This is a genomic window from Pseudoalteromonas sp. CR1 (assembly GCF_019392235.1).
In the GTDB taxonomy this organism is placed as follows: Bacteria; Pseudomonadota; Gammaproteobacteria; order Enterobacterales; family Alteromonadaceae; genus Pseudoalteromonas.
In genome coordinates this window covers 149,977-174,696 of sequence record NZ_JAHXRM010000006.1, presented here as the reverse complement: position 1 = coordinate 174,696, position 24,720 = coordinate 149,977, and the positions used below count along the sequence as shown (strand labels likewise).

Here is a 24,720-nt window from a genome sequence, read left to right as displayed (position 1 = left end):
ATTTATTCGTCTGTAGGGAAAATTTCAACATGGGCTTGTTCGCGCATTTCTTGCTGCCAGTTGAAGCTTTCTTCTTTAAATTTACGGTTAAATAGCATGCCATGTGCGCGGTTACGTTTAGCTAACTCAGTTTTATCAGCAACACGTTTGTCGAGTAGTTGTACTATATGCCAACCAAACTGGGTTCTAAATGGCTCACTAATCTCGTCTTGCTTGAGCGATAGTAATGTATCTCTAAACGCAGGAACGTAGGTTGTTGGATCAGTCCAGTCGTATTCGCCGCCTTTAAGTGCAGAGCCTGGATCTTCTGAATATTCTTTCGCGAGTTCGCCAAAATCAGCGTTGCCTGCACGCAAGTCTTTAGCAAAACCAGCAAGCATGTTACGTGCTTTTTCTTCGCTTAAAATTATCGAAGGTTCAATAAGTATATGGCGCGAGCGAACCTCAGTTGTTTCTACCACTTGTAGGCCACGCACATCTTGGACTTTAATAATATGAAAACCAGCACCTGAGCGAAGCGGTCCTACAATAGCGTCTTTCTTTTTGCTCTTTACAGCTTCAGCGAAAAGAGAAGGCATTTCGTTTATACCCATCCAACCTAATTGGCCTCCTTCAAGTGCTTTTGAGCCGCTTGATGATGAGATTGCAATGCGTTTAAATTCTTGGCCATCGTTAAGTAATTCAATAACTTTATCAGCACGTGTTTTAGCCGCTGAAATTTCTTCTGCTGTTGCTTCGTTAGGAATATCAATCAGGATGTGGCCAATGTCATACTCTTCAGCACTTTGACCTTGGCTAGCCATAATTTTTAATAAATTATCGACTTCTTGCTCACTGATATAAATACGTCGATCAACATTTGCGCGAGTAACCTGTTGTGTTGTGATCTCTTTACGTATTTCTTCACGGTATGCTTGAAAGCTATCGCCTGATGCTTCAACTGTGCGTCGTAAATCGCTAATTGTGCCGCCTTGCTCTTTTGCTATGTTAGCGAGCGTTTGATCTAATTGGCTATCAGAAATTTGTAACCCCATGCGCTCTGCCATTTGCATCATTAGTGCTTGGCTAACTAAACGCTCCATAGCTTGCACACGTAAAGTTTCGTCTTTAGGTAATTGCTGACCTTGTTCTTTTGCTTGTTTTTTTACACGATCAACAATGGAGTTTACTTCGCTTTGTAAAATAACACCTTGGTTTACAACGCCAACAACTTTGTCTATTTCTACTGGTTCAGCAAATGCACCTTGGCACAGACTGATACTTAAAACGGTTGATACTAATAATTTTTTTAAAGTCATGTTCTATTTACTACTCTTGCTAATAGTATGTTTGTGATACTAGTTATTAAGAAAATACGGTCTACGATAGCCAAAAATACCTTGTTGTAATAGTTTTTGTGCATCATAGCGGCTTTTACTACCCAGTCCTTTTAGTACAAAATTAAAACTAATACCTGAATCAAAGGTGGCTTGTTCTGTACCTATTGACTGATTTAAATCAGTTTCGATCTGGCGGTGACCAGTAATCTGGAACGCCCAACAGCATGATTCATACTGTAATCCACTTAATATTTCGACGCTTCGGTTGTTTTCAAGGTCACGGTGGTAGCTTGCAATAAACTGCCATTCATCACTTATTGGAATACTTGTGAATACACCTGTTTGCTCGATTGTATTTCCTGAGACATCATTTGCATAGCGATGGTTCAATTGCACTAGCTGATTATTATCACCTTTGTAATCTAACGTGGCATTTGATTGGATCATCTGTTTGCTGTCAGTGTTGTATTGTATCCCCGCAGAGAAATACCAACGACGGTGCCAATGTAACATGGTTTGCGCTGCAAATAATGCATTGTAATTTGTATCTGAATTTAAATTTTGCTCGGTTGGCTTGGCATCATCAGATAAATAAAATATTTGTCCGGCACTAAAGTTAAAAATTTCTTCTTGTTTTTTATCAAATAAACGCGTTGTTGCACCCAGCGTAAACTGATTTGCAGCGGCTATTCGATCAACGCCAGAAAAACGCGTATCTCTAAATAAGCCGTAATAGTCGTCTTGTAATTTGGTTGTATCGTATAAACCAATATCAGACTGATCCTTGTTAGGTGTATATAAATACTGAATTTGTGGCTCTAACGTTTGAATACCATCTTCTACAAGGTAGGAAGTATCGCGCTCAAAATTAAGCTGAGAATATAAACGTACTTTTGGCAAAGTACGCGATACGCTTTGCTTAAACTGTGTGCCAGATAGGTCACCTTGTTGGTCGTAGTTTGTTTGTAATAAGCTAACTTCAGATAAAAATGACCATGCGTATTGATCGTAATCAAACCGCGCTTTTGGCTCAATATGAACTCGTGTTGCTTGATCTATGATTGCTGAGCTATTGGTAAAATGGCTCAACTCGCCAGACACGCTAAAATCAAAATGCTCAAATTTCCAAGGTGCTGTTTGTGTAAAGCTAATTTGTGGGATCGCTGTGTACGACTCTAAGTGGTCACCCAGCACCTCAAAGTTTTGTACTTTTATATCGGTCCGCCATGTGTCACCTAAATGGGTCAGTACGCCGGTACGATAAAGTTGAGTGTCAGTTTTACTCGCATAACTTGATTCTAAATCAGTAATGTAGTTATCGTCGCTTACATTGGTAACGTCTACACTTGCTCGCCAGTTTTCATTAAAGTAACTTTTTTGCTGCCAATGGAACATGTAGCGCTCATCAAGCGCTGGTTCTGAGTCATCTTTGTTTAGATATTCTATTCCTATTAGGCCTTCATGTTGCTTGGTTAAGTATCTAAACTCGGTTTGTAACTGTAAACCTTTGTTAGCCATATAACGAGGCGTGATAGTGGCATCTAAGTTAGGTGCAATATTCCAATAGTAAGGAGTAATGGTTTCTAAACCATACTTGTCTGAGCTTGAAATACTAGGCGTGAGTAATCCCGACTTACGGCGCTCGTCTAATGGAAAAGTAAAATAAGGTAAATATAAAACAGGGGTATCTAAAATTCGCAGTATGGCATTGTGAGTTTCGCCCCAGCCTTGTTCGCGAGATAAGTTAATCTCGTCGGCTTCAATTTCCCAAGCTGGCGTTTCTCCCGGACAAGCAGTAAAGCTTGCATTCATCAGTACTAAGCCAGAATCGTTTATAGTGAGCTTTTCAGCACCACCTTTGCCTTGTTGTTCTGTAAGCTTGTAATCAGCACCTAGTAAGCTTATTTCTGAATTATTTAAATCGGCATTTAAACCAGAGCTATTTACGTTACTTACAGCATCGCGATATACAATTGGGCCAGTGGCATTAAGTAAACCACGTTGCTTGTCTATCAATGCAGTTTGTGCGGACAAACTCATATTAACGGTGTTAATATCAACATTGCCGCTAAATTCGGCACTTTGAGTACCAAGGAGTTCTACATCATCAGCTTTAATGTCAACATTACCAAGCTTAATGCCAGGTAGCGGTTGCCAAGCTCTGGTTTGCATTGAAGTGCCACAAAGTTTGTGTGTCAGTTCAGTTTCGGCAAGCGATGGTGCGCTAACTACGCTTAGCATCAAAATGCCCCAGGTTTTGCTCATTTATTGACCCTAATGCTGTGTGTATAAATATAATTTACACATAATAAAGGAAAATAATGGCAAATACAGTAATTGACCTAATTAACTTAGTTAAAAATAGATATCTTATAAAATGACACGCTTTGATAATTTACAACAGTTCATAATGGCCCACTTTGGCAAACAGCCAGATACACTTGAGGCCATAACCGGAGATGCAAGCTTTAGGCGTTATTTTCGCTTAACAATTAATAATCAGCACTTTATTGTAATGGACTCCGATCCACTAAAGGTCAATAACGCACCGTACTTATTTTTGAACCAAGTTTTTACCGACCAAGGCTTTTTGTTACCGCATATTATTAAAAGTGATGAACAACAAGGGTTTTTTATTTTAACTGATTTAGGCAGCACACACTTAGCCGACATGCTTAATGATGCAAATAGAACCGGTTACTACACACAGTTAATAAGTTTATCAGCCAAGTGGGCAAAAACGCCTGAAGCCTCAGATATGTTGGCCTATGGTAAAGACTTTATAGCGCTTGAATTATCGATATTTAGCCAATGGTTAGTAAAAGATTTTATTGCTGAAAACGTTGATAAAAATCAGCTTAAAATGTGGGAGTCGAGCTGCGATCTACTCACTAAAGCCATGCTTGAACAGCCCACAGTAACAGTGCATCGCGACTATCATAGCCGTAATATTATGCACAGCAATTCGCAGTGGGCGATAATAGATTACCAAGACACCGTGCGCGGGCCGCTTTGTTACGATTTAGTTTCGTTATTACGCGATTGCTATTTTAAGCTACCTGATGATGAGCTCGCTCAACTATTAGTATTTGGTTATAACGAATTTAAACGTCAAGGCTTAGTCGCTAACACGTCGTTTGAGCAATTTAAAGTTTGGTTTGACTTAACCGGTTTACAGCGTCATTTAAAAGCCGCTGGTATATTTTGCCGGCTGTATTTACGTGATGGTAAAACAGGTTATTTAGCTAATATTTTGCCCACCCTTGAGTATATTACAGAAATTGCTGCACGTTACCCTGAGCTCAATGCGCTCGGTGATTGGGTTAAAAATACAATAGCGCCAAAAGTGATTAAAAAATTAGAGCAGGTAAGCTTATGAAAGCCATGATTCTAGCTGCAGGACGTGGGCAGCGTATGATGCCGCTCACTCACGCTATGCCTAAGCCTATGCTTAAAGTGCAAAATAAACCATTAATAGAGCACCATGTTAATAATTTGAAGGCCGCAGGTATTACCGACATAGTGATAAATCTTGCATGGCAAGGTGATAAAATTAAAGCGTACTTCAAAGATGGTAGTCAATTTGGTGTAAGTATTGTGTATAGCCAAGAGGTTGAAGGCGGCCTTGAAACCGCAGGGGGAATTATTCAAGCACTTCCCTTATTAGGTGAATCGTTTATTGTGATTAATGGCGATGTATTTACCGATTACGATGTAAGCTCACTTATGCAATTGCATTTGCAGCCAGGAGAGGCGCATTTGGTGCTTATTGAAAATCCACCTCATAATCCTGATGGCGATTTTGCATTGAGTCATTTATCGCCTGAGAGTCCAAAGTATACGTTCTCGGGTATTAGCCGTTATCAGGCTGATTTTTTTAATGGTTTAGAGCCAGGCATTCTTCCACTTGGGCCGTTACTACGAGAAAAACTAAGCAAACACTTAGTGTCAACAGAGCTTTATATTGGTAGTTGGGACGACATAGGCACACCAGCGCGTTTAACGGCATTAAATGAGCGCTTGGCGCAGGCCGACACATAATTAATAGGAGTAGCAGTTTACATGTGGGGAAAAATACTCGGATTTTGTTTTGGCTTTATGTTTGGCAAAATTTTTGGTGCTATTTTAGGTCTATATCTAGGGCATTTATTTGATAAAAGTTTAAAAAATAATTTTGATAAAGCAGGTGGCTTTTCAAGTTTATTTAATGGTGACGATGTTCATCAACGCCAAGCGTTATTTTTTTCCAGCTGCTTTGCAGTGATGGGCCATATTGCAAAGTCTAACGGCCGAGTAAGCGAAGTACATATAAAAGCCGCCAGCTTATTTATGGATGAAATGGGCTTAAAAGGCGAAGAGCGCCGCGAAGCTCAGCATGCGTTTCAGGCGGGTAAGCAAAGTGACTTTTCATTAAAAGAAACCGTTCATGATTTTAAAGAACGTTTTGCTAAGCGTCATGATTTACTGCAATTATTTTTAGAAATACAAATTCAAATGGCGTTTTCTGATGGCATTTTGGCTGAGCAAGAAAAGCAATTACTGAGTGAAGTAAGTAAACAGCTAGGCATTTCTAAAACTCATTTTGCGTTTGTGCTTAAACGCTATCAAGCTGAGTTTAATTTTAGAAAACAGCAACAGCGTTATCAACAGCAGCAAGGGCAAAGTAGCAGTTATAAAGAAGGTTCAGGCCATCATGTGCCACCTAATAACAACATGAATCGTACTCAAGCGCTTGGGCTTTTAGGGCTTAACGAAGGAGCAACAGAGCGAGAAGTAAAAGTAGCTTACCGTAAGTTAATGGCGCAACACCACCCAGATAAATTAGTATCGCAAGGTTTACCAAAGCATATGATGGAATTAGCCGTTAAAAAAAGCCAAGATATTCAAGCGGCCTATGAATATTTAAAAAAGGCGGCGTAAAAAGCCGTCTATTTCTTTTGTTAGCCGAGCATGTTGTTGCGGCTGATCACGAAGCCCAAATAATTGGCGCTGGCGGTAGTCGAATTTAGCGTTTCGGTTAACCCAGCGCTGGCGATTCTTTAGGTTAATTAAAATATCGCGATTGTCGCCGGCGTAATAAATATCTAAAAGGGCAGGCGTAACAAGAGACGTTGTTTGGTTTAGGCTTTTATTGCGTTTTGCATTGGGTAAATAGCTACTTAAACTAATAAACGCATCCACGCGTTCTTGCGGAAAATCTGCATAATATTCAGTCAATACCCCTGCACTGGTGCCTTGGGCAATAATAACAATATTGCTAGGCTCTTCCATCGCTGTTTGGTAAAGGGCTTTGTAGCGCGCCAGTAAATTTAATTTGTAGTTGTCGAGTACTTCATCACTGACGGCTTCAATAGCATCCACATGGTGAGGCGCTTCATTTTTACTTGAAACATTAGGCTGCTCTGATTCACTGTTGGCTTGACTCTCTGTTTCAGTGGCAGTGCTTGGTGCTGTTTCTGCGGCCGTCTCTGCTATTTTACTCGCTTGCCAATCAATATCAGGGGTGGTCATCGCATAGGTGGTGTAGCCTAAATTGTTAAGCTCCTTGCGTAAGTAACTCATTCCTGAATTATTGGTAGGGGTTGATTGCCAGTCGGGGATCAGTAATACAGTCCCTCTAAAATCAGCACTCATGTATTCACTGTGCAAACTTAAAAACTCAGTTTCACCTGCCAATAAGGTTTTCACTTCATCGCTGGGTAGAAGGCGTTTAATATCGCTATTTTCAACACTCGAAAAAGAAGGCGGAGCAATATGTTCAGCGGCAGTTGCAGGCATTACTAAAATGGCCACGCAGCTATATGCCATGTAACACAAAGTCTTTTTAATTAATTGCAAAAACACCATAACACGCTCAGCTAGTGGTCATTAGTTAGGTATCGGCATGTTTAACTAAAAGTTTAACCCTTTGCTAAGTAATTGAGCCCGTTAAAACTCGGGTTCTGCTTCGAAGGTCATTATTTGCTCGGTGACTGGGTGTTTTAGTTGCAACATTTGTGCGTGAAGTTGTAAACGCGGAGCGGCTGCAAGCGCCTCTGTGTGGGCATAGAGTCTGTCACCTAGAATAGGATGGCCAAGGCTTAGCATATGTACACGTAATTGATGTGAACGACCAGTAATAGGAGTGAGCTCTACGCGAGTGGCGCTTTCTTCTCGTTCAAGTATTTTATAGTGAGTGAGCGATGGCTTACCATTTTCATGATCCACCATTTGCTTTGGGCGATTAGGCCAGTCGCAAATAAGTGGCAAGTCAACAGAACCATTGTCTTGTTCAAGTTGCCCAAATACGCGAGCAATATACCGCTTAGCAGTTTCACGTTCTTGAAACTGCATGCTTAAATGCCTATGGGCAGCTTTATTCATAGCAAGGCAAAGTATGCCGGAAGTTGCCATATCAAGGCGGTGAACAATTCGTGCGGTTGGAAACACGCGATTCACTCGGTTAATTAAGCTGTCGGCATGTTTAGGATCTTTACCAGGTACGGTCAATAATTCGCTGGGTTTATTAACAATGAGCAAGTCGTCGTCTTGAAAAAGTATGGTTAAATACGGGTTCATTGGGGGATTGTAATTAACTAACACGGCCGACCTTAATGATTTTGAAGGGCACTATTTTAGGGGAGCAAGGGCAAAGGCTCAAGGAAAACATTGATAGTCTGTACAAAGGCTTCTAATTTATATGCATTTTTTGAATATAAAAAAGCGCGGTATAAATACCGCGCTTTATTAAGCTGTCATTTTTACTAACGACTGACAGCTATAAACTTAAAGCTCAAAAACCCCTAGTGAGAAACAACTATTAAGCGAATTGCATCTAGTTGTAACTGCGCTTTTTCAATGTGCGTAGTCAACTCGCTGCGCTGCTTATCAAAGAAAGTAATTTCTTCTTGGCGAATATTCGGGTTAATTTGTTTAAGGGCTTCTAAACGAGATTGTTCTTCAATTAGCGTGCTTTGCATTTTAGCTAGCGACGCTGCACGAATAACATCGAGTTTTTCTTGTGCCATGTCTTTTGCAGTCGTGATCATTGGGTGAATTGCGCTTTGCAATGCACCTGCCAGTTTACTTGCTGTTTGACGACCGACGGCTGAAAGCTGTTGGTTAAACCCGTCAAATGCGACGTTTTCGCCTAAGTTATTGCTGGCTTTATCAAGTAATATACGAATAGGCGTAGGGGGTAAAAAGCGGCCCACTTGCAATACTTTAGGCGCCATTGCTTCGGCAACAAATATCAACTCAACAAAAAAAGTGCCCGCGGGAAGTTTTTTGTTTTTAAGTAAGGCTACCGATGCGCTACCAAAGTCATCGTCACAAATCATGTCCATTGTGCCTTGTACCATTGGGTGATCCCAACTAATAAAGTGTACATCTTCTTGTGAAAGTGCGGTATCGCGGTCAAATGTAACTGTCATTCCATCATCTTTAAGCGATGGGAATGACGCGTTTAACATGTGTTCAGTAGGCTTTAAAATAATGGTGTTCTCGCCTTTATCCTCTTGGCTTACACCAAAAGTGTCGAACACGTTGATCATGTAACTTGGCAGTTCAAACTGGTTATCGAGTTTTTCTATGTCAGTAACCAGAGAGTCAGCAGCACCTTGGCCAGAAGAATGCAGCTCTAATAAACGATCTCGCCCGCTTTCCATTTTTTTACGTAGCACAGCATTTTGCTGAGCAACTTGTTCAAGCAGTGGATCTAGCTCGTCTTCATCACAGTTATGCGCTGAAATGTATTCAAGTAAATCGTCGCGAAACTCTTTATACAATAATTGCCCTGTAGTTGATGTTGTTTCAAACGCATCAAGGCCTTCGTTGTACCAACGCAGTAATACTTCTTGCGCTGTGTTTTCAAAGTACGGTACGTGAATATTCACATCTTGCGTTTGCCCAATGCGGTCCAAACGGCCAATACGTTGCTCAAGTAAATCAGGGTTTAGCGGTAAATCAAACAACACTAAATGATGCGAAAACTGGAAGTTACGACCTTCAGAGCCAATTTCTGAACACAATAGTATTTGTGCGTTGTCGTATTCGTCGGCAAAAAATGCTGCTGCGCGGTCACGCTCTATAATTGACATACCTTCGTGGAAAACCGAGGCTTTAATTGCTTCGCGTTCACGCAGTATTTGCTCAAGGCTAATGGCGGTTTCGGCTTTTGCACAAATAAGTAAAACTTTTTCATGTTTTAGTGTTTTAAGCGTGTCGATTAACCAATCTACACGTGGGTCAAATAATCCCCAGCTTGCGCTTTCGCCTTCAAACTCTTGAAATATTTTTTCAGGGAAAAGAGCGCGATGTGCACTTAGTTCTGCATTTTGAATACCGCTCATGCTACCAAGTACAGACATGGCCGTTTTGTACTGTTTTGGCAATGCCATAGGGTAAGCATGTAATTTGCGGCTTGGGTAGCCATCAATGCCACTGCGGCTGTTTCTGAATAATATACGGCCAGTACCGTGACGATCGAGCAACATATTAAGTATTTCTTTACGCGCTGGTAAATCGCCTTGCTGCGCTTTTTCAAGAATAACGGTAATGTCGGTTTCTTTTAATAGCTCAATAAGCGTTGCTTTTGCATTATCGTCAAGAGCTTGATCTTGTAATAACTGGTTTGCCGCTTGCGCTACGTCTTTGTAATTTGCTTCTTCTTCTTTAAATACGTCATAGTCGTAAAAGCGGTCTGGGTCGAGTAATTGTAAGCGCGCAAAGTGACTGCTATGGCCTAGCTGATCTGGTGTTGCAGTAAGTAAAATAAGGCCAGGGATATCTTGGCTAAGCTCAGCCATGCGTTGATATTCAGTGCTTGGTTTACCGTTATTAATGCTTAAGTGGTGTGCTTCATCAACAACTAATAGATCCCAATCAGCCAATGTGGCTTGTTCAAACCAGCGTTTTTTCTTGGTTAAAAACTCAAGGCTTGTAAGCACAAGCTGCTCTGTATCAAATACGTTTGGTGAATCGGCAAAGGCTTCGTCGCAACGCTCTTCATCAAAAATAGAAAAACGTAAGTTAAAGCGGCGTAGCATTTCGACTAACCATTGGTGCTGCAGGTTTTCAGGTACAACAATAAGTACGCGGCTTGCGCGGCCACTAATAATTTGCTGATGCAGTATCATGCCTGCTTCAATCGTTTTACCAAGGCCTACTTCATCAGATAAAAGTACGCGTGGTGCGAAACGTTTACCTACTTCTTGGGCAATATAAAGCTGGTGGGGTATAAGATTAGCACGCTGACCAATTAACCCTTTAATAGGCGATTGTTCACGTTCAAATTTATGTTGCCATGTTTGGTAACGCAGTGTGTAACGATCAAAACGATCTACTTGGCCGGCAAATAAACGGTCTTGTGGCTTATTAAACTTTATAAAATGATCTAAAAAAGTTTCTTTTAACTTTGCTTCTTCGCCATTATCAACACGGGTGCCCACGTAACAAAGTAGTTCACCCTGAATTTCAATAGACTCTACTTCTAATTCCCATTCTTCAACGCTTTTGATCACATCGCCTGGATTAAATGCCACACGGGTAACCGGTGCTTCTGCTGTAGAGTAAACACGGTTTTCGCCACTGGCTGGAAATAATATGCTGACCTGTCGGCCTTCAATGGCAACAACCGTGCCTAATCCTAAATCTGACTCTGTATCACTGATCCAACGCTGACCTAAGGAAAAATTCATGTATGTCTCGTCTATGATGAAAAAGGCGGCTATGTTACCTGTAAGCTAACACCACTGCAAGGCGCTATTTAGCTCACTTTTAATTAATTTTATGAGTGTTAATTATAAAGAATAAAACCGCCATTTTTTAACCTATTAAAAAGGTAAATAAAAACTAAATTCAGGTTGTAATAAAACGGACTTTTATGGCAAATAGACTAAACTTTCAATATGCCTTGGCAATTAAGTATTGCAGGTTTTGATTTTTGCCCGTTTTACTTAGTTATTTTGGTATAGCATAAAAATCATAAAACGTAAGGAAAGTGCTATGGAAAAAGCTTCGAACCTTGAAAGTAAAATGTATGTGCTAGACACCAACGTACTCCTCCACGAGCCCCTCGCTTATTTGTCTTTTCAAGAACATAACGTGGTTATCCCAATGACTGTTTTAGAAGAGCTGGATCACATAAAGGATAGAAAACACGATGTAAGCCGCGATGCCCGCGTTGCAATTCGTGGTTTAGATGAGGTACTTAAAAACGCAACCCCTGAACAAATGCTACAAGGCGTTGCTTTGCCAAGTAATAAAAAGGCTAAATCGAGTTCTGCCGGTACGCTCATTATTGTTAATGACCATTTATTTGCAGACTCAATTTCGGGGTTGCCGGGCAATGAAAACGATCATCGGATTATTAATTGTGCGGTATATTTACAAAAGCAGCATAGCGATTCAAAAGTGATATTGGTTACCAAAGACATAAACATGCGTTTAAAAGCAAAAGGCGCAGGACTTAAATATGTAGAGGATTACCGAACTGATCAGCTTATTGATGATATTAGCTTGCTCACTAGCGGTTATAAAAAAATAGAAGGTGATTTTTGGGGACATGTAGGGCAGTGCAACACAGAGCAACATGGGCGAGATACGTTTCATCATGTGCCTAAAAATCTAATACCCGATGTATTTTGTAATGAGTATTTACTTGATGAGGGTAATCACTTTGCGGCTAGGGTAAAGTCGTTTGATGATGAACACATTACTATAAAAGATATTAGTGTTGAGCGGTTAATGCATCATCATGCATGGGGCGTTAAGCCCAAAAATATTTATCAAGGTATGGCGCTGGATGCATTACTTGATACTAGCATTGAATTGGTAATATTAACTGGACCTGCAGGGTGTGGAAAAACATTACTAGCGCTTGCTTGTGCGCTTGAATTGGTTATTGAAAAAGGTATTTACGATAAAGTTATTGTAACTCGAAACACGCCTGAAATTGCAGAATCTATTGGTTTTTTACCTGGCACGGAAGAGGAAAAAATGGCGCCGTGGCTTGCCGCTATTACCGACACGCTTGAGGTACTGCATAAAGGCGACGAGAACCCAATATCTAGCCGAAATTACATTATGGAAAAGGCTAATGTACAGTTTAAGTCGGTTAATTTTATGCGTGGCCGCAGTATTCAAAATGCGGTTGTTATTTTACAACCCCGAATTGAAAATAATTTAAAGTTTTTACCTCTTTGTTTTTCATGGCCTATAGGAAAAGTAAAAAGAATTTTCAAAAAAATTGATTTCTTTAACTACTCTAAGCAGTCCCATAATTGCAAACTTTTACTAAATATTCGAAATTTACGAGAAGAGTACTACACACAGTCTCGCAACAATTTAACTATTTTGGAGGCTGCGTAATGAAAAGCTCTATTGATAATCGAAATCCTCGTGTACTTGATACATCAGCATTGGTCCATGATCCTAAATCGCTTCTTTCCTATCGTGATGATGTATACATTTGTTTAACCGTGTTGGAAGAATTGGACAATCTTAAAGAGAGAACTAATAAATCTGTAAGTGCAGATGCACGGATGTGTATAAGAATGTTGGAAGACATCATAAATGGACATACAGCCGAGGAAATGGAACTAGGTATTCCTTTACCATCTACCGAAACCGCCCAGAGAGGAAAGCTTTTCATCGGAATTGACACTCAATTGGATATGGCTAGGGAGTTAAAGCACGGGATAGGAAGTGACGCTGATAACAGAATAATTAATTATGCTTTATATCTTCAAAAAGAACTCGATAAAGATGTAACAATTGTTAGTCGTGATATTAATATGCGGTTGAAAGCTCGAACAGTTGGAGTTAGGGCTGAGGACGTTGCCGTAGATAATCAAATATCAGATATTGATCTTTTATACACAGGTGTACAAGCTTTTGAAGGAGATCTTTTTAATCGAATTAAATCAGACAAAGACTTCAAGGTTTCAGGAGAAGTTTATACATTCCCAGTAAGCTTATTTAACGATGAAGTTCAGCCAAACATGTATTGGTACGATGAAACTGGACACATTGGGCGAATTTCAGAAGTTACAGATACTGAGGTATACACAAAGTTATTGCCTCGTAAGCACGAAAAAGTATGGGGTATTTTGCCTAAAAACCAGAGACAGGCGGTGGCTTTAAGCCAATTAACAGACCCTTATTATGACTTAAATATCATACTTGGCCCAGCAGGCTCCGGGAAAACTTTTTTAGCCGTTGCGGCAGCGTTACATCAAGTATTAGAGTTGAAAAAATATAAGAAAATAGTAGTTGTTAGGTCTCGGGACTTCATGGACGACGATCCCGGCTTTTTACCTGGTGATTTAACCGAAAAATCAATGCCACTATTAGCAGGTATCACAGATGCACTTATATCAATGCATTCAGGTGATAACAATGAAGGTAATATTAGTGCAACTGTTGAGCATGTCATAGAGCGTGCCAATATAGAGTTTACCTCTATGGCTTATTTTCGAGGCAGGTCTATTGATGATGCTGTTTTAATTATAGATGAAGCACAAAATATGACCCGTGCTCAAATTAAAGGAATGCTTAGTCGCGGTGGAAAAAATTGTCGAACGATTGTACTTGGTAATCTAGCGCAAATAGATGATAAATTTGTAACAGCAGCTTCTTCTGGTGCAAGTGCGGCTGTTAATGTTTATAGGAATTATGAAAAAGGCTCGGTGCTCATATTTGATGAAGTCGAGCGCAGTAGCTTGGCTGAATTCACTGAAAAGAATATGTAGAAGTCAAAATTCAATTCAAATCATTTAAAATATTGCCATAATAGCCACTGCTTTTAGTAGTGGTTTTTTTATTTTTTAAAGAGGGCACTACTCACTATAGCGGACAAAATGGGTTTAATTTGACTCCAAAGCTAAGTGTCCTGCCAAGCATATCTAGTAGCAATATTTTTCGTATCAGAAAATATTCTTAAGCATATATTTGAGTGCTCACAATGCATTCTCAATAAAATCAACATAAGCGAATGGCCTAACCCAAAAAAAACATGAGGCTGGCTCCAAAGCTATAGGGTAGTCGCAAGCATCTTTATGACTTAACAGATTCTTTTTAATTTCGTGATAGAACAGGGGTAATCTAACATGCTCATCATCTACCACTAAATACTCTAAAGTTAGCTTTTGCAATCCAAAATTAATGATAAATCTCTGTTTTTCATTTGTATTTTTTACCAAGAAGTTCACTTCAGGCGAAGCTACAACACTTTTAATTGAAATAGTAGGACAGAGCGGAAAGCCGAATACAGTATATTCTTCACCCTCAATTTGAAATGGAATGGGTAGTAAATCTGGATTATTGTTACCTATATCTGTTAAAAAATCCGTACAGTTTAAGAGCCAGTCGAGATGACATTCTGTATTTTTACAAGAAGTGTACTCGGCGCGATTAACTTTAGTTTTTGCATTATTACTCAAAGAATAAGCTGATAACTCATCTAATTTAGATTTGGTGGCCATCAATCTAAATGGGGTGTTATTCACTCGAATATCTGAAAATAAAACAAAGTGGTTATTTGACTGTGTCTTAAAATATGGCTCCCAGCTTAATTTTAACTCATCAACTTTAATAATATACTTTGATTCGTCATCAAGCCCAAAGAGTTTGTATAAAAGTGAAATAAGTTGAGTTCGTGTTATGTTTATAGTCACTAACTTTTCTAATCGAAGAGCCATTTTTTCTATATTTTGGTGTAGTGCGTGTACTAAGTTATAGCCATCAACTTCACAAATGAGTAAATATTTAAGTTTGTCATTCTCTAATAAACGATAAAGCCCTTTCTTTTCTCCATCACTTTTAACGGAAGAACATAAATCATCAAAATTGATACTTTCATAAATTGCTTTTGCTAGTAGGTCTTTGCCAAAGTATGCAGGCAAATTAAGGTACTTTTCTAAAAATGTGGCTTGAAGATTTAATTTATAGACTAATTGAGTTGTTGTGAGCATTTGTTGTATCCAACTTTTCGATCAAAACACTAGCCTACCAAACGCCGGTTTCAATCTTATAGATAAACAAATTTTCGGATGCTCCGCTTTGCCGTTATTCATTGTTAATTTCAATAAATTGGTAGGCACAGGCTGTCCGTTCAGCCTGTTTACAATCTAAAGGATAAGAAACGATCTGTAAAGAGTGAGGGTAATACCCATTTCTGTAATTTATACAAATGTTATTTTATTTTTCTCATGAAATCAGAAGGTTCAATACCAAAAGCTTTAATTATTATATCTTCTATTTTTCCATCCACATAGTTGGTGTTCAATGTATTGTTAAGGTTACGCACAATATTGTTCATATGGGCATCAAGTAATTTGTACAAGAAAATATCAGAATTTGGCTGAAGTGAAGCCAATAGCAATAATTGGTTATCAAATAGGTCAGAATTTAGTGAATCTCTCAAGTGAACCCAATCATCACATTGGTAGACACACATAGCTAAATGAGATTGAGCTTGTCTCAATGGAACATTAGTATTTTTAGAGAGACGTTTTGCTTGACGTTTAATGTTCGAAAGAAGTTCGTCGTTTGATAGCGACATTATTTCACCAATAGAAATACTTCAACACAAAGCCCACGCACTTTATATCGAGTATATTTATTGGAAAAACTTAGTTTGATAATTCAGGGTAAACTATTTGGCTCGCCAGTGGGAGCTGGCCTCCCTGCGAGGCCATAGCTTTAAAAAGTTAAGCTATGGCTATTATTACATATTTTTATAAATAATGAATAAAGTAATACGTTAAACAATGTTCAGCAGAGTTAAATTTCGACTTCAATATTTAAGACTCCAATATTTAGTTGCTCATATTTGATCTAAAAGTTTCGATGAATAAAATAGGACTTTATCTTATAGGCAGCTAAGAGCGATAAGCTGACAGTCAAAAATTATGATGTATGAAATCGAGATTTGACATTTACTTCCATGAAGGAGAGCTGAGATTGTGTTATTTTGCTAGATGTCCATATAAAGGAAATGTTAAATGCTAAAGCACCTAAAAGTAAAAGTAGGTCGAATTTATATAAATTACTTCTTTTGGCCCGCTCTTTGGCTTTCAATACCAACTCTTTTGTACGGTTCATTTATAATTTTATCAGCAAAAGGAGAGTCGAGTAGTATTTTAGCAAACTTTGGAAGCTTCTCTGGTGGAATGGCTACAGTTGTAGCAGCTCTTGTTGCTGTAAGAGAGTTTATATTATTTAGGCATAACCAAGGCGTTAAAGAGTTTAGAGAGTTTTTTAGTAAACAGGTGCAATCTTTGCCTAATTTTGTGCTAGAGATGACCGATGAGGCTTATTTGCTATTTGCCAAGTTAGATCGTAAGGCTAAAGATGATTTGAAAAGGCCTGAAGTAATCCATGAAATCCAAGAGCTTGAGAATAAATTAAAGCTGTTTGAAGAAGACGTTTCTTCACGATATCATCAGCTAAGAGCAGAGGCTGATGATATTTTTTCTATGAGTACATACTTAGAAATATTAATAGGCACTAAAACTAAACGTTTGCTTAGTATTTTAGAAGAGTTAAAAGGCGCAATTCATAATTACGAGTTGAGAGCTGATTTTTATATCAATACAGCCTCAAAAATGAGGAGTTCAGAAATAAAGTGTGATTACGAAGTTAATAATAAAAACGAGTTTATATCGCATTACTCTGGCTTGGATTACAAACGAAAAGGATCACTATTTCATAGGATGCCAAAACTTCTAGGAGCTAAACGTGATTCAATTATAGGAGAAGTTTTTAAAATATATGAAGAGTTAGAAAAGTTAAAAATAACTTAAATTTACAATCCTAAAAGAAACTACTTCTGAATAAACCACATGATTGAGAAGAGTTAAGCTCGCATAAAATATATAGATGGCAATGGCTTACACTATTTGCTATTAATACAAGTTCATTAAATAAGGATGTTTTCGTGCTAGAATATGGAAAGTATCCTTTGATAAAGTTGTTATACGTTTTGAGGGAACAATGAGAGAATTTGAATTAGAGCAAGTTTTAACAGACACAATAAAGAGAACTCCTGTTGGAGAAGACGTAACAATTAATTTTAGCGGTGAAGCGAATATAATTGATGTTGAAATGAAATTCTCAGGTGGGTGGGTTATCACTCAAACAATAGTTCCTGGAAAACCCTTTGTTTTTACTAAAGGCAATGATGATTTTTTGCAAAGTATAAATATCACAATTAACCCGTTTGATGGGCTAAAAAACGTATAACAAGTCCGTCAAACAAAGGACACAAAACAGCAGGCTGTGCTCCTTTGTCGCAAATTTTAGCCTGCTATCTTATGCCGTTTACGGCAAGCGATAGGCATTCACGATGGTTCGCGAAAACACTTATATCAAAATTAAACCTAAAGAAGTTCCAGAACCAGAATCATTTGATGAAAAAGAAGTTTACGCGTTTTTTGGTTTGGCTTCATATGCGGCACAATGTTTAGAAAAAGCCTTGGTGAATTTAGCTTTTACATACACTCTCACTGGTAAAAATATAGTGTCTCAAGAAGAATGGGATGCTCTTTTTGAAGGCATAAATAAAAATACATTTGGTCGCTTGTTGGGGATGGTAAAAAAGAGCTTAGTACCTCTGATGAGGTGTTAGTGGAATTGAAACAAGCTTTAGATAAAAGGAATTGGTTAGCTCATGACTATTTTTTTGATTCAATTGGTCAATTTCATACTAAGTTAGGGCGTATGAAAATGATTAAAGAATTAACTGAATTGATAAAGCTATTCAATAAATGGGACCAGTTTATTGAAGGTGTCTACTTACACATCTGGCAACAGCATGGTTTAACAGAAGAGGCTGTTTCAAGGGAAATAGAAAAGCTCAAGGCGGAAAGTGCCTAAAAAAAGTTTCAACAGAGGACGCAAAAAGCTTGGTCCAAGTGCCTGTTAAGCGGGTGTTACGAACGTCTGCAATTGGCACAAAGCGGAATATTTTGAGCTAAAGTTTATTTACTAAAAGCGAGACGTTCATTTATTAGATTTTACATATTAGATGAATGTTCTGGTCTAATTCCATTCAATACTTGGTTTATCTAACCTAGCTCAATCACAATCTATGATTGGAATATCTGACCAACGGGTTGTGTAATGGGGCGATAAAAAAGCTCGTTTCATGCTCCATGATTTTGTGAGCTTTTCACTTCCTAAAGATAAAGTGCCAACACCATAACGTTTATTTATAGCATCTAAGCACGCCATTACTTCTGGGTTATCTTTACTCACAGAAAACATATCTGCTTGTTGAAATAACTCACTTTCTAATTCTATTGCGCCAATACCGCAGCGATAAAAGCGCGTGTTAGCCTTATAAATATCATCAATAACATCTGAAACAGCACTGGCTATAACACTGGTATCTGATGTAGGTATAGGAAAATCATAGAGCAATGATTTCTTATAATACAGGTCTTCGTGTGGCGAGCTTGCAGCGAATATAACAAGTCGTTTTGCTAATGATTGTTGCTTTCTTAGTTTACGACCTACAATTGCTGCGTGTGTTACGAGGGCTGATTTTAATGTATTTAATTCACTTACTCTTTCCCCGAAACTTCTCGTTGAGTAGATTTCTTTTTTATTCTGTTTTACTTCATCCCAACTTAAGCAGGCGATGCCGTTAAGCTCACTTACGGTCCTCTCAACAACAACGCTAAACATGCGTCGCATTTCTTTAGGGTTTTGATTCGCTAAATCCCATGCACTTTTAATTCCCATCACCTTGAGTTTTCTACCGAGTCGAGAGCCAATACCCCAGACATCGGTAACATCCATACGCATCAGGACTTCCTGGCGTGAGATATCATCGTGAATAACAGCAACCCCGTTATAACCAGAGAGTTTTTTTGCCGCATGGTTGGCTGCTTTAGCTAACGTAGGCGTAATGCCAAAGCCTACACCAACAGGCAATCCTGTCTCACGCCATACAGCTCGTCGTATTGTGTGTCCGTAGTCAGCCCAGTCATCAATGATTTTAGAAAAACCAGTAAAACGTAAAAATGACTCATCAATACTATAAACATAATGGTCATCACAAAAACGATTAATGACCGTCATCATTCTCTCACTCAAATCAGCGTAGAGTTCATAATTTGAAGAGCGCACGACGACATTATGCTGCTCTAAATAGGGTCTAATTTTGAAGTAAGGTTCAAATTTCGGGATATTAAGCTTTCTAGCAATAGGGCATATTGCACAAATACACCCATCGTTATTTGTTAGAACAACAACGGGTTTAAAGCGAATGGATGGGTCAAATACCTTCTCCGCACTGGCATAAAATGCCACTGCATCTACGAGGGCAAACATCGATTCACTTCAGCTTTATTTCTGTGTAGGCGGATGCTCGCAGTAACGACACCCTCGAGCTTAAAGTCATCATCATTAGAAATATAAACAGACTTATAATCTTTAGAGGCAGAGATAAGTAAGCGCTTCGACTTATCTATGATTTTACAAACAAACGAACCGTTATAACTAGCAACAATAATATCGCCGGTACTTACATCCTCAGCTCTATCAATGACTAGTAAGTCACCATCGAATATTCCTACTTCTTGCATGGATTGCCCAGAAGCGATACCAATAAAAGTGGCATTCGGGTGTTTGATGATTAGCTCATCAATTGAAATACCGAGCTCTACATATTCTGCGGCAGGAGATTCAAAGCCGGTAATGCCAGCTTCTATAAAAATTGGAATAACGAACATACACACCTCAAGCACTGTTTATATATACAGTGTAATTTAAGGTTCAAATTATGCCAAGGTTCTTTTTGTGAGACGATAGTTTAATTAGAGCTGATATAAGCATGTTTTAGACTTAAAGATGAAAAACCCATTTAATAACAATTAGTAAAATCAACATCGGTTTGTTAAAATTTCATAAAGGAATTATGAGCTTACTCAAAGCTTATTTTAATTATGGAATAATTTACTGATGACTTTATTTAAAAACACTATTGTATCTTTTCTGATACTTAGCTTTATTACTGGTTGTTCAGCCTCTAGACACGCCATCATTGCCGGTGACTCTGAATTAACAGATGCTCAAGTGTGTCGAAATTACCTTGATGATAAAGATATCCTCGCTAAAAGTTACACCGCCGAAAATACTGATGAAGCGAACTATATCTACGCGCTTAACAGAGAAGTTAAATATAGAGCACTCACTCAATACAAATGTGAGATATTAGCTGCACAAGACAGAAAAGAAATCGCTCAAGGCGTTGTTGCTGCTGTCGTTGCGGTAGGTGTCGTCGTTTTAGCTGTTGCTGCGGCAGGAGCTGGCGGGTCAAATAACTATTCTTCTGGTTATGCATGGGACCAGTTTTATGATGGTAACTACAACTTAGTCTGGCGCTGTCGAGATAAGTCTACGGGCCAATTTGCATATAACAGCGCTTGCTCTGGGCAGTATCAAAATGACAATACATGGACTGGGAAGTAGCTTTCTCATTAAATTTTAAAAGCATAATATCTGTGCTCTACAATTAAAATTGTCAGTCACCACATATGAGAACTAGCTTATTAACTCATTTATTACATGTGACATATTTAAACTGAAATAGGTACCAAGAATCATAATGAAAGCATCCATAATTACACTGTTAGCAACACTAATCTTCTCTGCACCCTCTTCAGCAAATCAAGAAATCGACTCATTTAGCAAAGCGAAACGACTTCTAGAAAAGCAGGTTTATAACAACCACCGCATTACACTTTATTGTGGTGCGACATTTGACGTTAATAAAAAAGTAACCGCACCGAAGGGCTTTTCTACAACAAAGTACGTCAAACGAGCTAAAAAAATTGAATGGGAACATGTTGTTCCAGCAGAAAACTTTGGTCGTACTTTTAGCGAATGGCGAGATGGACATAAGCAGTGTGTGAATAGTAAGGGGAAGTCATTTAAAGGGCGACGATGTGCAGAGAAAGTAAATACGGAATACCGTTTTATGCAAGCTGATATGTTCAACCTTTATCCGGCCATTGGCGCTGTGAATGCGCTAAGAAGTAATCATAACTTTACCATGCTTCCAGCGGCTAAAAGCGATTTCGGGCGTTGTGTGATGAAAATAGACGACAGAAAAGCTGAGCCACCTGAAATGGCTAGAGGGCAAATTGCACGTACTTATCTGTATATGGAGAACACTTATAAACGATACAGCATGAGTAAAGCACAGCGCCAACTAATGAATGCGTGGGATAGAATGTATCCTGTTGATGCTTGGGAGTGCACTAGAGCTGAGAAGATTTCAAAGCTACAAAAGAACCAAAATAATGTAGTTAAAAGTCGTTGTGAGACTAAAGGTCTCTAACTATGTTGTCCTATAGTGGATTGGACTTCCTAACTATCATTAGATGTAGTAGCTCATATCCGATCCTACAGTTTAAAAGAACGGGTTTAGACTTCGCCTGACAGGCGGTTTTGAGCGATAAGCGGTCAGTCAAGTGAGTCGTCATTAATTAGGAAAGAATAAGAGGATACTTTCCTCTTTTCTACATGACGAAATAACCCATCCTAAGCATAATATATATAGCTAGCAATAACTTATGCTTTTTGCTATTAATAGAAGACCATAAAATAAGGACGTTTTCGCGCTAAAATGGGGAAAGTGTCCTCTGATAAAGTTTTTACATGCCAAGGAGATATCGTGGCTTTTACTAAAAAATTAGAATTTGGAAATTACACTCTAAAATTTGGTGAAGATAAGGTTCTGCTAGATCTTTTTAATGAAGTTGTGATGCCTTCGTTTCATGAGATGAAATACATTAGAAGCCTGAAGGAAAAAGGCGAGTATTTCTTCTTAGATACAAAGCTAATTAAACTTGATGAAAATCCAGAAGCCCCTGTGCTTGGCATTTCTGGAAAGATTGTTAAAAATACTAAGCTCAAGCGTGATCAGATATTTCGTGAGGATGGAGGGTTAATTGAGGATAAAGTTGAGCTTGAAACAGCCCCAAGCTCGACTTTCTTGCTAATTCTCAATACGCATAGGTTGATTCTTTGTAAAGAAGTTCCAGGTGCTCCAACTATTTCAAACTTTCAAAGTACTAGCCAATACTGCTTAAAACAACAACACAACAAATTCATAGAAGATGAGTTTGAAGAAGCAAAAAAAAGGAAGGAAGAAAACCCAAAAGTTGAACGAGTAACGAAAAAATCTTTAGTAAACAGGCACCCTTACCCAATCCTTCGTATCACGCCATTGTCAGACAAAGAGTCTTTAAAAGATTTTGTTACTCGTTTAAAGCATATAGATAAGGTTTCTATTAAGTTGCTTCCAACTAATAGAGAAGAAATTGATAATGATGATTTTTGGTCTGACTTTGGCCGACGCCGAGAAGAAATGAATAGTAAGGCTGCAAAAGTTGAATTCTCTAACCCCAAAGAGGGTTTGGAAGGAGATAAGGTTTATGAACAAGCTAGCGCAGCATCTGGATTAGGTAACTCTGAAGTAAAGCTTAAAGGCTATGACGAGCAGGGCGATACAATCAACGGCAGTAATGATGACTTTAGTTTAACAGTTGAGCTTGAGGATTTGCCGCGCGATGCTGAACGAGCTGCGACAGTCAAGTATGGACAATTCAAGCATCTAGTTGCCGAAAATGTTATTAAATTACCTGTTTTAGCCGATGAAGTTATTGCTAAAGTGGTTAGCATATTCCGTGGGTTATAAAATGAGCTATTCGTTTGAAGATAAAGATTTAACTAGCGAAAAGTCACTGTGGGATGTATATAAACTTTCTCGCAGAATACTCCCAAATAAATTTCAGGTTATCTTTTTACTTTTGATAATGCTGGCTCTTGGATTCAATGCATTTGTATTAGTTGATGATAAGGCTGTTATTCTGGGAGACGTTAGGAAATGGTCAGAATTCGGTTTTAACTTTAGTATAACTACGTTAGGTTTTTTAATTGCGGGGTTTACTATTTTTGCGACATTATCCAAGCCAAAAATGATGCTGGCTATGATGGAGCACACCAACAGAGAGACTGGTCTTCCAACTTTGAAATATAACTTCTTTACTTTTATGAAGGTCTTCATTGCTTATATTGCAATATCTATATTCTACTTACTGGTTATGATTCTTGGTCAAGCAGATGGTTTCATATCAAATGTGGTGACCTTGCTCCCAAATGAAGATTGCGTAAAGAGCATTCTTATAAAGACTGCTTATACATTAATCGGGAGTAGCTTCGTGTATTTATTACTTCTTCTTAAGTCATTTGTGTTCAATATTTATGCAATAGTAATGAACTTTTTAAGATGGGAATATCATGAAGGTTAAGTATGTAACAAGCCAACAAGAGGGGAGAATCTGTGAGTAGTCAAGAAGTTGAAAACGATTCATGGAAAGTGATGTATAGGAACGGAACAATAATTATCGTTTCTGGTTTCATAGCGTCAATTATAATTCTGGCTGCCGGCTGGAATGGCTGGCTAAACTATTTCAATGATAAACCTAAAGTATGGTTTCAAAGAAGTGGTTCGTTAATGACTGTAATATTATTAGTTGCGGATTACTACGTATATAAGCTGCTTAGTGATATTGATGAGTCAAATATGATGCCTAATTTTGCGATGAGAACCAAAGATGCGTATAGAAAGTACGTTAAACTCTTTCCTTACTTCGCGGTATTGCTTACTGTTTTAGCTACATTTATATGGGGCTATGGAGACATTGTATTCGTGGAAATCGGTCGATTCTAACAAAGCCATGCACTGCGAGCGATTTTTCGTTACTTCTTTTGTGCTATTCGCTCCGCGAGCACAAAATCATTCAGTACAAATCGCCACGTGATGTCTAGTGAAAGGACGTACTATGTCTCAAGAAACAGAGGTCTCACCAACAAGGTTTTGCTTAATATTTTCAAGCATAGGCTTAGCATTTATTTTGTTTTCATTTATTCCAGTTTTCATGGATCTGGAAGATAACAATCCTTCTTGGATTATTTTTTCAGTTGGTATCTTAGCCTGTATATTCAGCGCTATTGTTTTCTTTTCCTCCAAAAAAGATTACTCAGTTCAAGAAATTGAACACTTACAAAAGTCATATGATTCATTCTGGAGAAAATGGTATGTCAGAGCTATAAACTCAGCTTTCATGACAGCCGTTGCTTTCTTTAGCTTTCAAACTTGGCTGCAAGGTGCAAATGCTTCTGGTGTTTTTCTTTTAATGGTCAATCCAATATTTCCGCCAATTATTGCAGTATTGTCTTTATTTAATGCTTGGGAGGTTTCTTTAGCAATTATTGTATTCGGTATGGTGTATCTTACGTTCATTGGGCTTTCGGCAATATCCGTTTCTGCTGCAATTATCGTAGGTTCCATTATTATTGCTTTTGGCATTTACAAAACAAGAGCTTAACAAGTGGCAGCAACCGA

Annotated in this window: 24 protein-coding genes; 15 read left to right on the top strand and 9 right to left on the bottom strand. The window is 38.5% G+C overall.

Annotation, left to right across the window (positions count from 1 at the left end):
* Window positions 1–2: 2 nt before the first annotated feature.
* Window positions 3–1,298 (bottom strand): peptidylprolyl isomerase SurA, encoded by a 1,296-nt coding sequence (surA, locus tag KZZ04_RS07860; RefSeq protein WP_058405766.1) that lies wholly within the window; start codon window positions 1,296–1,298, stop codon window positions 3–5.
* Between the two features lie 39 nt (window positions 1,299–1,337).
* Window positions 1,338–3,584, bottom strand: coding sequence for an LPS assembly protein LptD (lptD, locus tag KZZ04_RS07855; RefSeq protein WP_058405767.1), 2,247 nt, complete (start codon window positions 3,582–3,584; stop codon window positions 1,338–1,340).
* A gap of 112 nt (window positions 3,585–3,696) precedes the next feature.
* Here lptD and KZZ04_RS07850 point away from each other — a divergent pair, with 112 nt between their 5' ends.
* Genes KZZ04_RS07850 through djlA form a run of 3 tightly spaced genes read left to right on the top strand, consistent with a single transcriptional unit; the run spans window position 3,697 to window position 6,239 of the window.
* A complete protein-coding gene (locus tag KZZ04_RS07850; RefSeq protein WP_219422332.1) occupies window positions 3,697–4,698 on the top strand; it encodes an aminoglycoside phosphotransferase family protein in 1,002 nt (333 codons plus the stop codon).
* Window positions 4,695–5,360 carry an N-acetylmuramate alpha-1-phosphate uridylyltransferase MurU gene (gene murU, locus KZZ04_RS07845; RefSeq protein WP_058405769.1) on the top strand — a complete coding sequence of 222 codons (666 nt, stop codon included), beginning with the start codon at window positions 4,695–4,697 and terminating at the stop codon, window positions 5,358–5,360. The genes KZZ04_RS07850 and murU overlap by 4 nt, the downstream gene beginning before the upstream one ends.
* A gap of 21 nt (window positions 5,361–5,381) precedes the next feature.
* The gene (gene djlA / locus KZZ04_RS07840; protein WP_058405770.1) at window positions 5,382–6,239 is read left to right on the top strand and encodes a co-chaperone DjlA; all 858 of its coding nucleotides are present in this window, start codon (window positions 5,382–5,384) and stop codon (window positions 6,237–6,239) included.
* On the opposite strand, the gene KZZ04_RS07835 is transcribed toward djlA, so the two are convergent.
* The 3 genes from KZZ04_RS07835 to rapA all read right to left on the bottom strand — a co-directional run bounded on the left by KZZ04_RS07835 (window position 6,222) and on the right by rapA (window position 10,996).
* A complete protein-coding gene (locus KZZ04_RS07835) occupies window positions 6,222–7,127 on the bottom strand; it encodes a DUF3530 family protein (protein ID WP_152995692.1) in 906 nt (301 codons plus the stop codon). The genes djlA and KZZ04_RS07835 overlap by 18 nt on opposite strands.
* A gap of 120 nt (window positions 7,128–7,247) precedes the next feature.
* Window positions 7,248–7,901, bottom strand: a complete 654-nt coding sequence (gene rluA / locus KZZ04_RS07830) for a bifunctional tRNA pseudouridine(32) synthase/23S rRNA pseudouridine(746) synthase RluA (RefSeq protein ID WP_058405772.1) — start codon at window positions 7,899–7,901, stop codon at window positions 7,248–7,250.
* Between the two features lie 200 nt (window positions 7,902–8,101).
* A complete protein-coding gene (gene rapA / locus KZZ04_RS07825; protein ID WP_058405773.1) occupies window positions 8,102–10,996 on the bottom strand; it encodes an RNA polymerase-associated protein RapA in 2,895 nt (964 codons plus the stop codon).
* A 307-nt stretch (window positions 10,997–11,303) separates the two neighbouring features.
* Between rapA and KZZ04_RS07820 the strand changes: the two genes are divergently transcribed.
* Complete coding sequence (locus KZZ04_RS07820; RefSeq protein ID WP_219422331.1) at window positions 11,304–12,668, top strand: PhoH family protein; 1,365 nt, start codon at window positions 11,304–11,306, stop codon at window positions 12,666–12,668.
* Entirely contained in the window at window positions 12,668–14,050 is a 1,383-nt protein-coding gene (locus tag KZZ04_RS07815) for a PhoH family protein (RefSeq protein ID WP_064664165.1), read from the top strand. Before KZZ04_RS07820 ends, KZZ04_RS07815 begins: the two co-directional genes overlap by 1 nt.
* Before the next feature lie 207 nt (window positions 14,051–14,257).
* Here the strand turns inward: KZZ04_RS07815 and KZZ04_RS07810 are convergent, their stop codons facing one another.
* On the bottom strand, window positions 14,258–15,271 hold the full coding sequence (locus tag KZZ04_RS07810) for a hypothetical protein (RefSeq protein WP_219422330.1): 1,014 nt from the start codon (window positions 15,269–15,271) through the stop codon (window positions 14,258–14,260).
* Between the two features lie 221 nt (window positions 15,272–15,492).
* Window positions 15,493–15,861: a hypothetical protein gene (locus tag KZZ04_RS07805; RefSeq protein ID WP_219422329.1), complete on the bottom strand. Its 369-nt coding sequence runs from the start codon at window positions 15,859–15,861 to the stop codon at window positions 15,493–15,495.
* Window positions 15,862–16,303: 442 nt separating this feature from the next.
* Here KZZ04_RS07805 and KZZ04_RS07800 point away from each other — a divergent pair, with 442 nt between their 5' ends.
* The 4 genes from KZZ04_RS07800 (at window position 16,304) to KZZ04_RS07785 (ending at window position 18,176) form a co-directional block, all read left to right on the top strand.
* On the top strand, window positions 16,304–17,104 hold the full coding sequence (locus KZZ04_RS07800; protein ID WP_219422328.1) for a hypothetical protein: 801 nt from the start codon (window positions 16,304–16,306) through the stop codon (window positions 17,102–17,104).
* Window positions 17,105–17,294: 190 nt separating this feature from the next.
* The gene (locus KZZ04_RS07795; protein ID WP_219422327.1) at window positions 17,295–17,543 is read left to right on the top strand and encodes a hypothetical protein; all 249 of its coding nucleotides are present in this window, start codon (window positions 17,295–17,297) and stop codon (window positions 17,541–17,543) included.
* A gap of 103 nt (window positions 17,544–17,646) precedes the next feature.
* A complete protein-coding gene (locus KZZ04_RS07790; protein WP_219422326.1) occupies window positions 17,647–17,928 on the top strand; it encodes a hypothetical protein in 282 nt (93 codons plus the stop codon).
* Entirely contained in the window at window positions 17,928–18,176 is a 249-nt protein-coding gene (locus tag KZZ04_RS07785) for a hypothetical protein (RefSeq protein ID WP_219422325.1), read from the top strand. The genes KZZ04_RS07790 and KZZ04_RS07785 overlap by 1 nt, the downstream gene beginning before the upstream one ends.
* 201 nt (window positions 18,177–18,377) lie before the next feature.
* Here KZZ04_RS07785 and KZZ04_RS07780 read toward each other — a convergent pair whose 3' ends face one another.
* Window positions 18,378–19,637: a Y-family DNA polymerase gene (locus KZZ04_RS07780; protein ID WP_055014641.1), complete on the bottom strand. Its 1,260-nt coding sequence runs from the start codon at window positions 19,635–19,637 to the stop codon at window positions 18,378–18,380.
* A complete protein-coding gene (locus tag KZZ04_RS07775) occupies window positions 19,622–20,038 on the bottom strand; it encodes a LexA family transcriptional regulator (protein ID WP_007583926.1) in 417 nt (138 codons plus the stop codon). The genes KZZ04_RS07780 and KZZ04_RS07775 overlap by 16 nt, the downstream gene beginning before the upstream one ends.
* A gap of 229 nt (window positions 20,039–20,267) precedes the next feature.
* On the opposite strand from KZZ04_RS07775, the gene KZZ04_RS07770 reads away from it, so the two are divergent.
* From KZZ04_RS07770 to KZZ04_RS07745, 6 genes are all read left to right on the top strand, one after another.
* Complete coding sequence (locus KZZ04_RS07770; RefSeq protein ID WP_055014640.1) at window positions 20,268–20,777, top strand: hypothetical protein; 510 nt, start codon at window positions 20,268–20,270, stop codon at window positions 20,775–20,777.
* A gap of 136 nt (window positions 20,778–20,913) precedes the next feature.
* Window positions 20,914–21,648, top strand: coding sequence for an endonuclease (locus tag KZZ04_RS07765; RefSeq protein ID WP_055014639.1), 735 nt, complete (start codon window positions 20,914–20,916; stop codon window positions 21,646–21,648).
* A gap of 336 nt (window positions 21,649–21,984) precedes the next feature.
* Complete coding sequence (locus KZZ04_RS07760; protein WP_368735887.1) at window positions 21,985–23,010, top strand: hypothetical protein; 1,026 nt, start codon at window positions 21,985–21,987, stop codon at window positions 23,008–23,010.
* Between the two features lies 1 nt (window position 23,011).
* Window positions 23,012–23,623: a hypothetical protein gene (locus KZZ04_RS07755; protein WP_219422324.1), complete on the top strand. Its 612-nt coding sequence runs from the start codon at window positions 23,012–23,014 to the stop codon at window positions 23,621–23,623.
* A 32-nt stretch (window positions 23,624–23,655) separates the two neighbouring features.
* The gene (locus tag KZZ04_RS07750; protein ID WP_219422323.1) at window positions 23,656–24,045 is read left to right on the top strand and encodes a hypothetical protein; all 390 of its coding nucleotides are present in this window, start codon (window positions 23,656–23,658) and stop codon (window positions 24,043–24,045) included.
* A 112-nt stretch (window positions 24,046–24,157) separates the two neighbouring features.
* Complete coding sequence (locus tag KZZ04_RS07745) at window positions 24,158–24,703, top strand: hypothetical protein (RefSeq protein ID WP_219422322.1); 546 nt, start codon at window positions 24,158–24,160, stop codon at window positions 24,701–24,703.
* The last annotated feature ends 17 nt before the right edge of the window (window positions 24,704–24,720 follow it).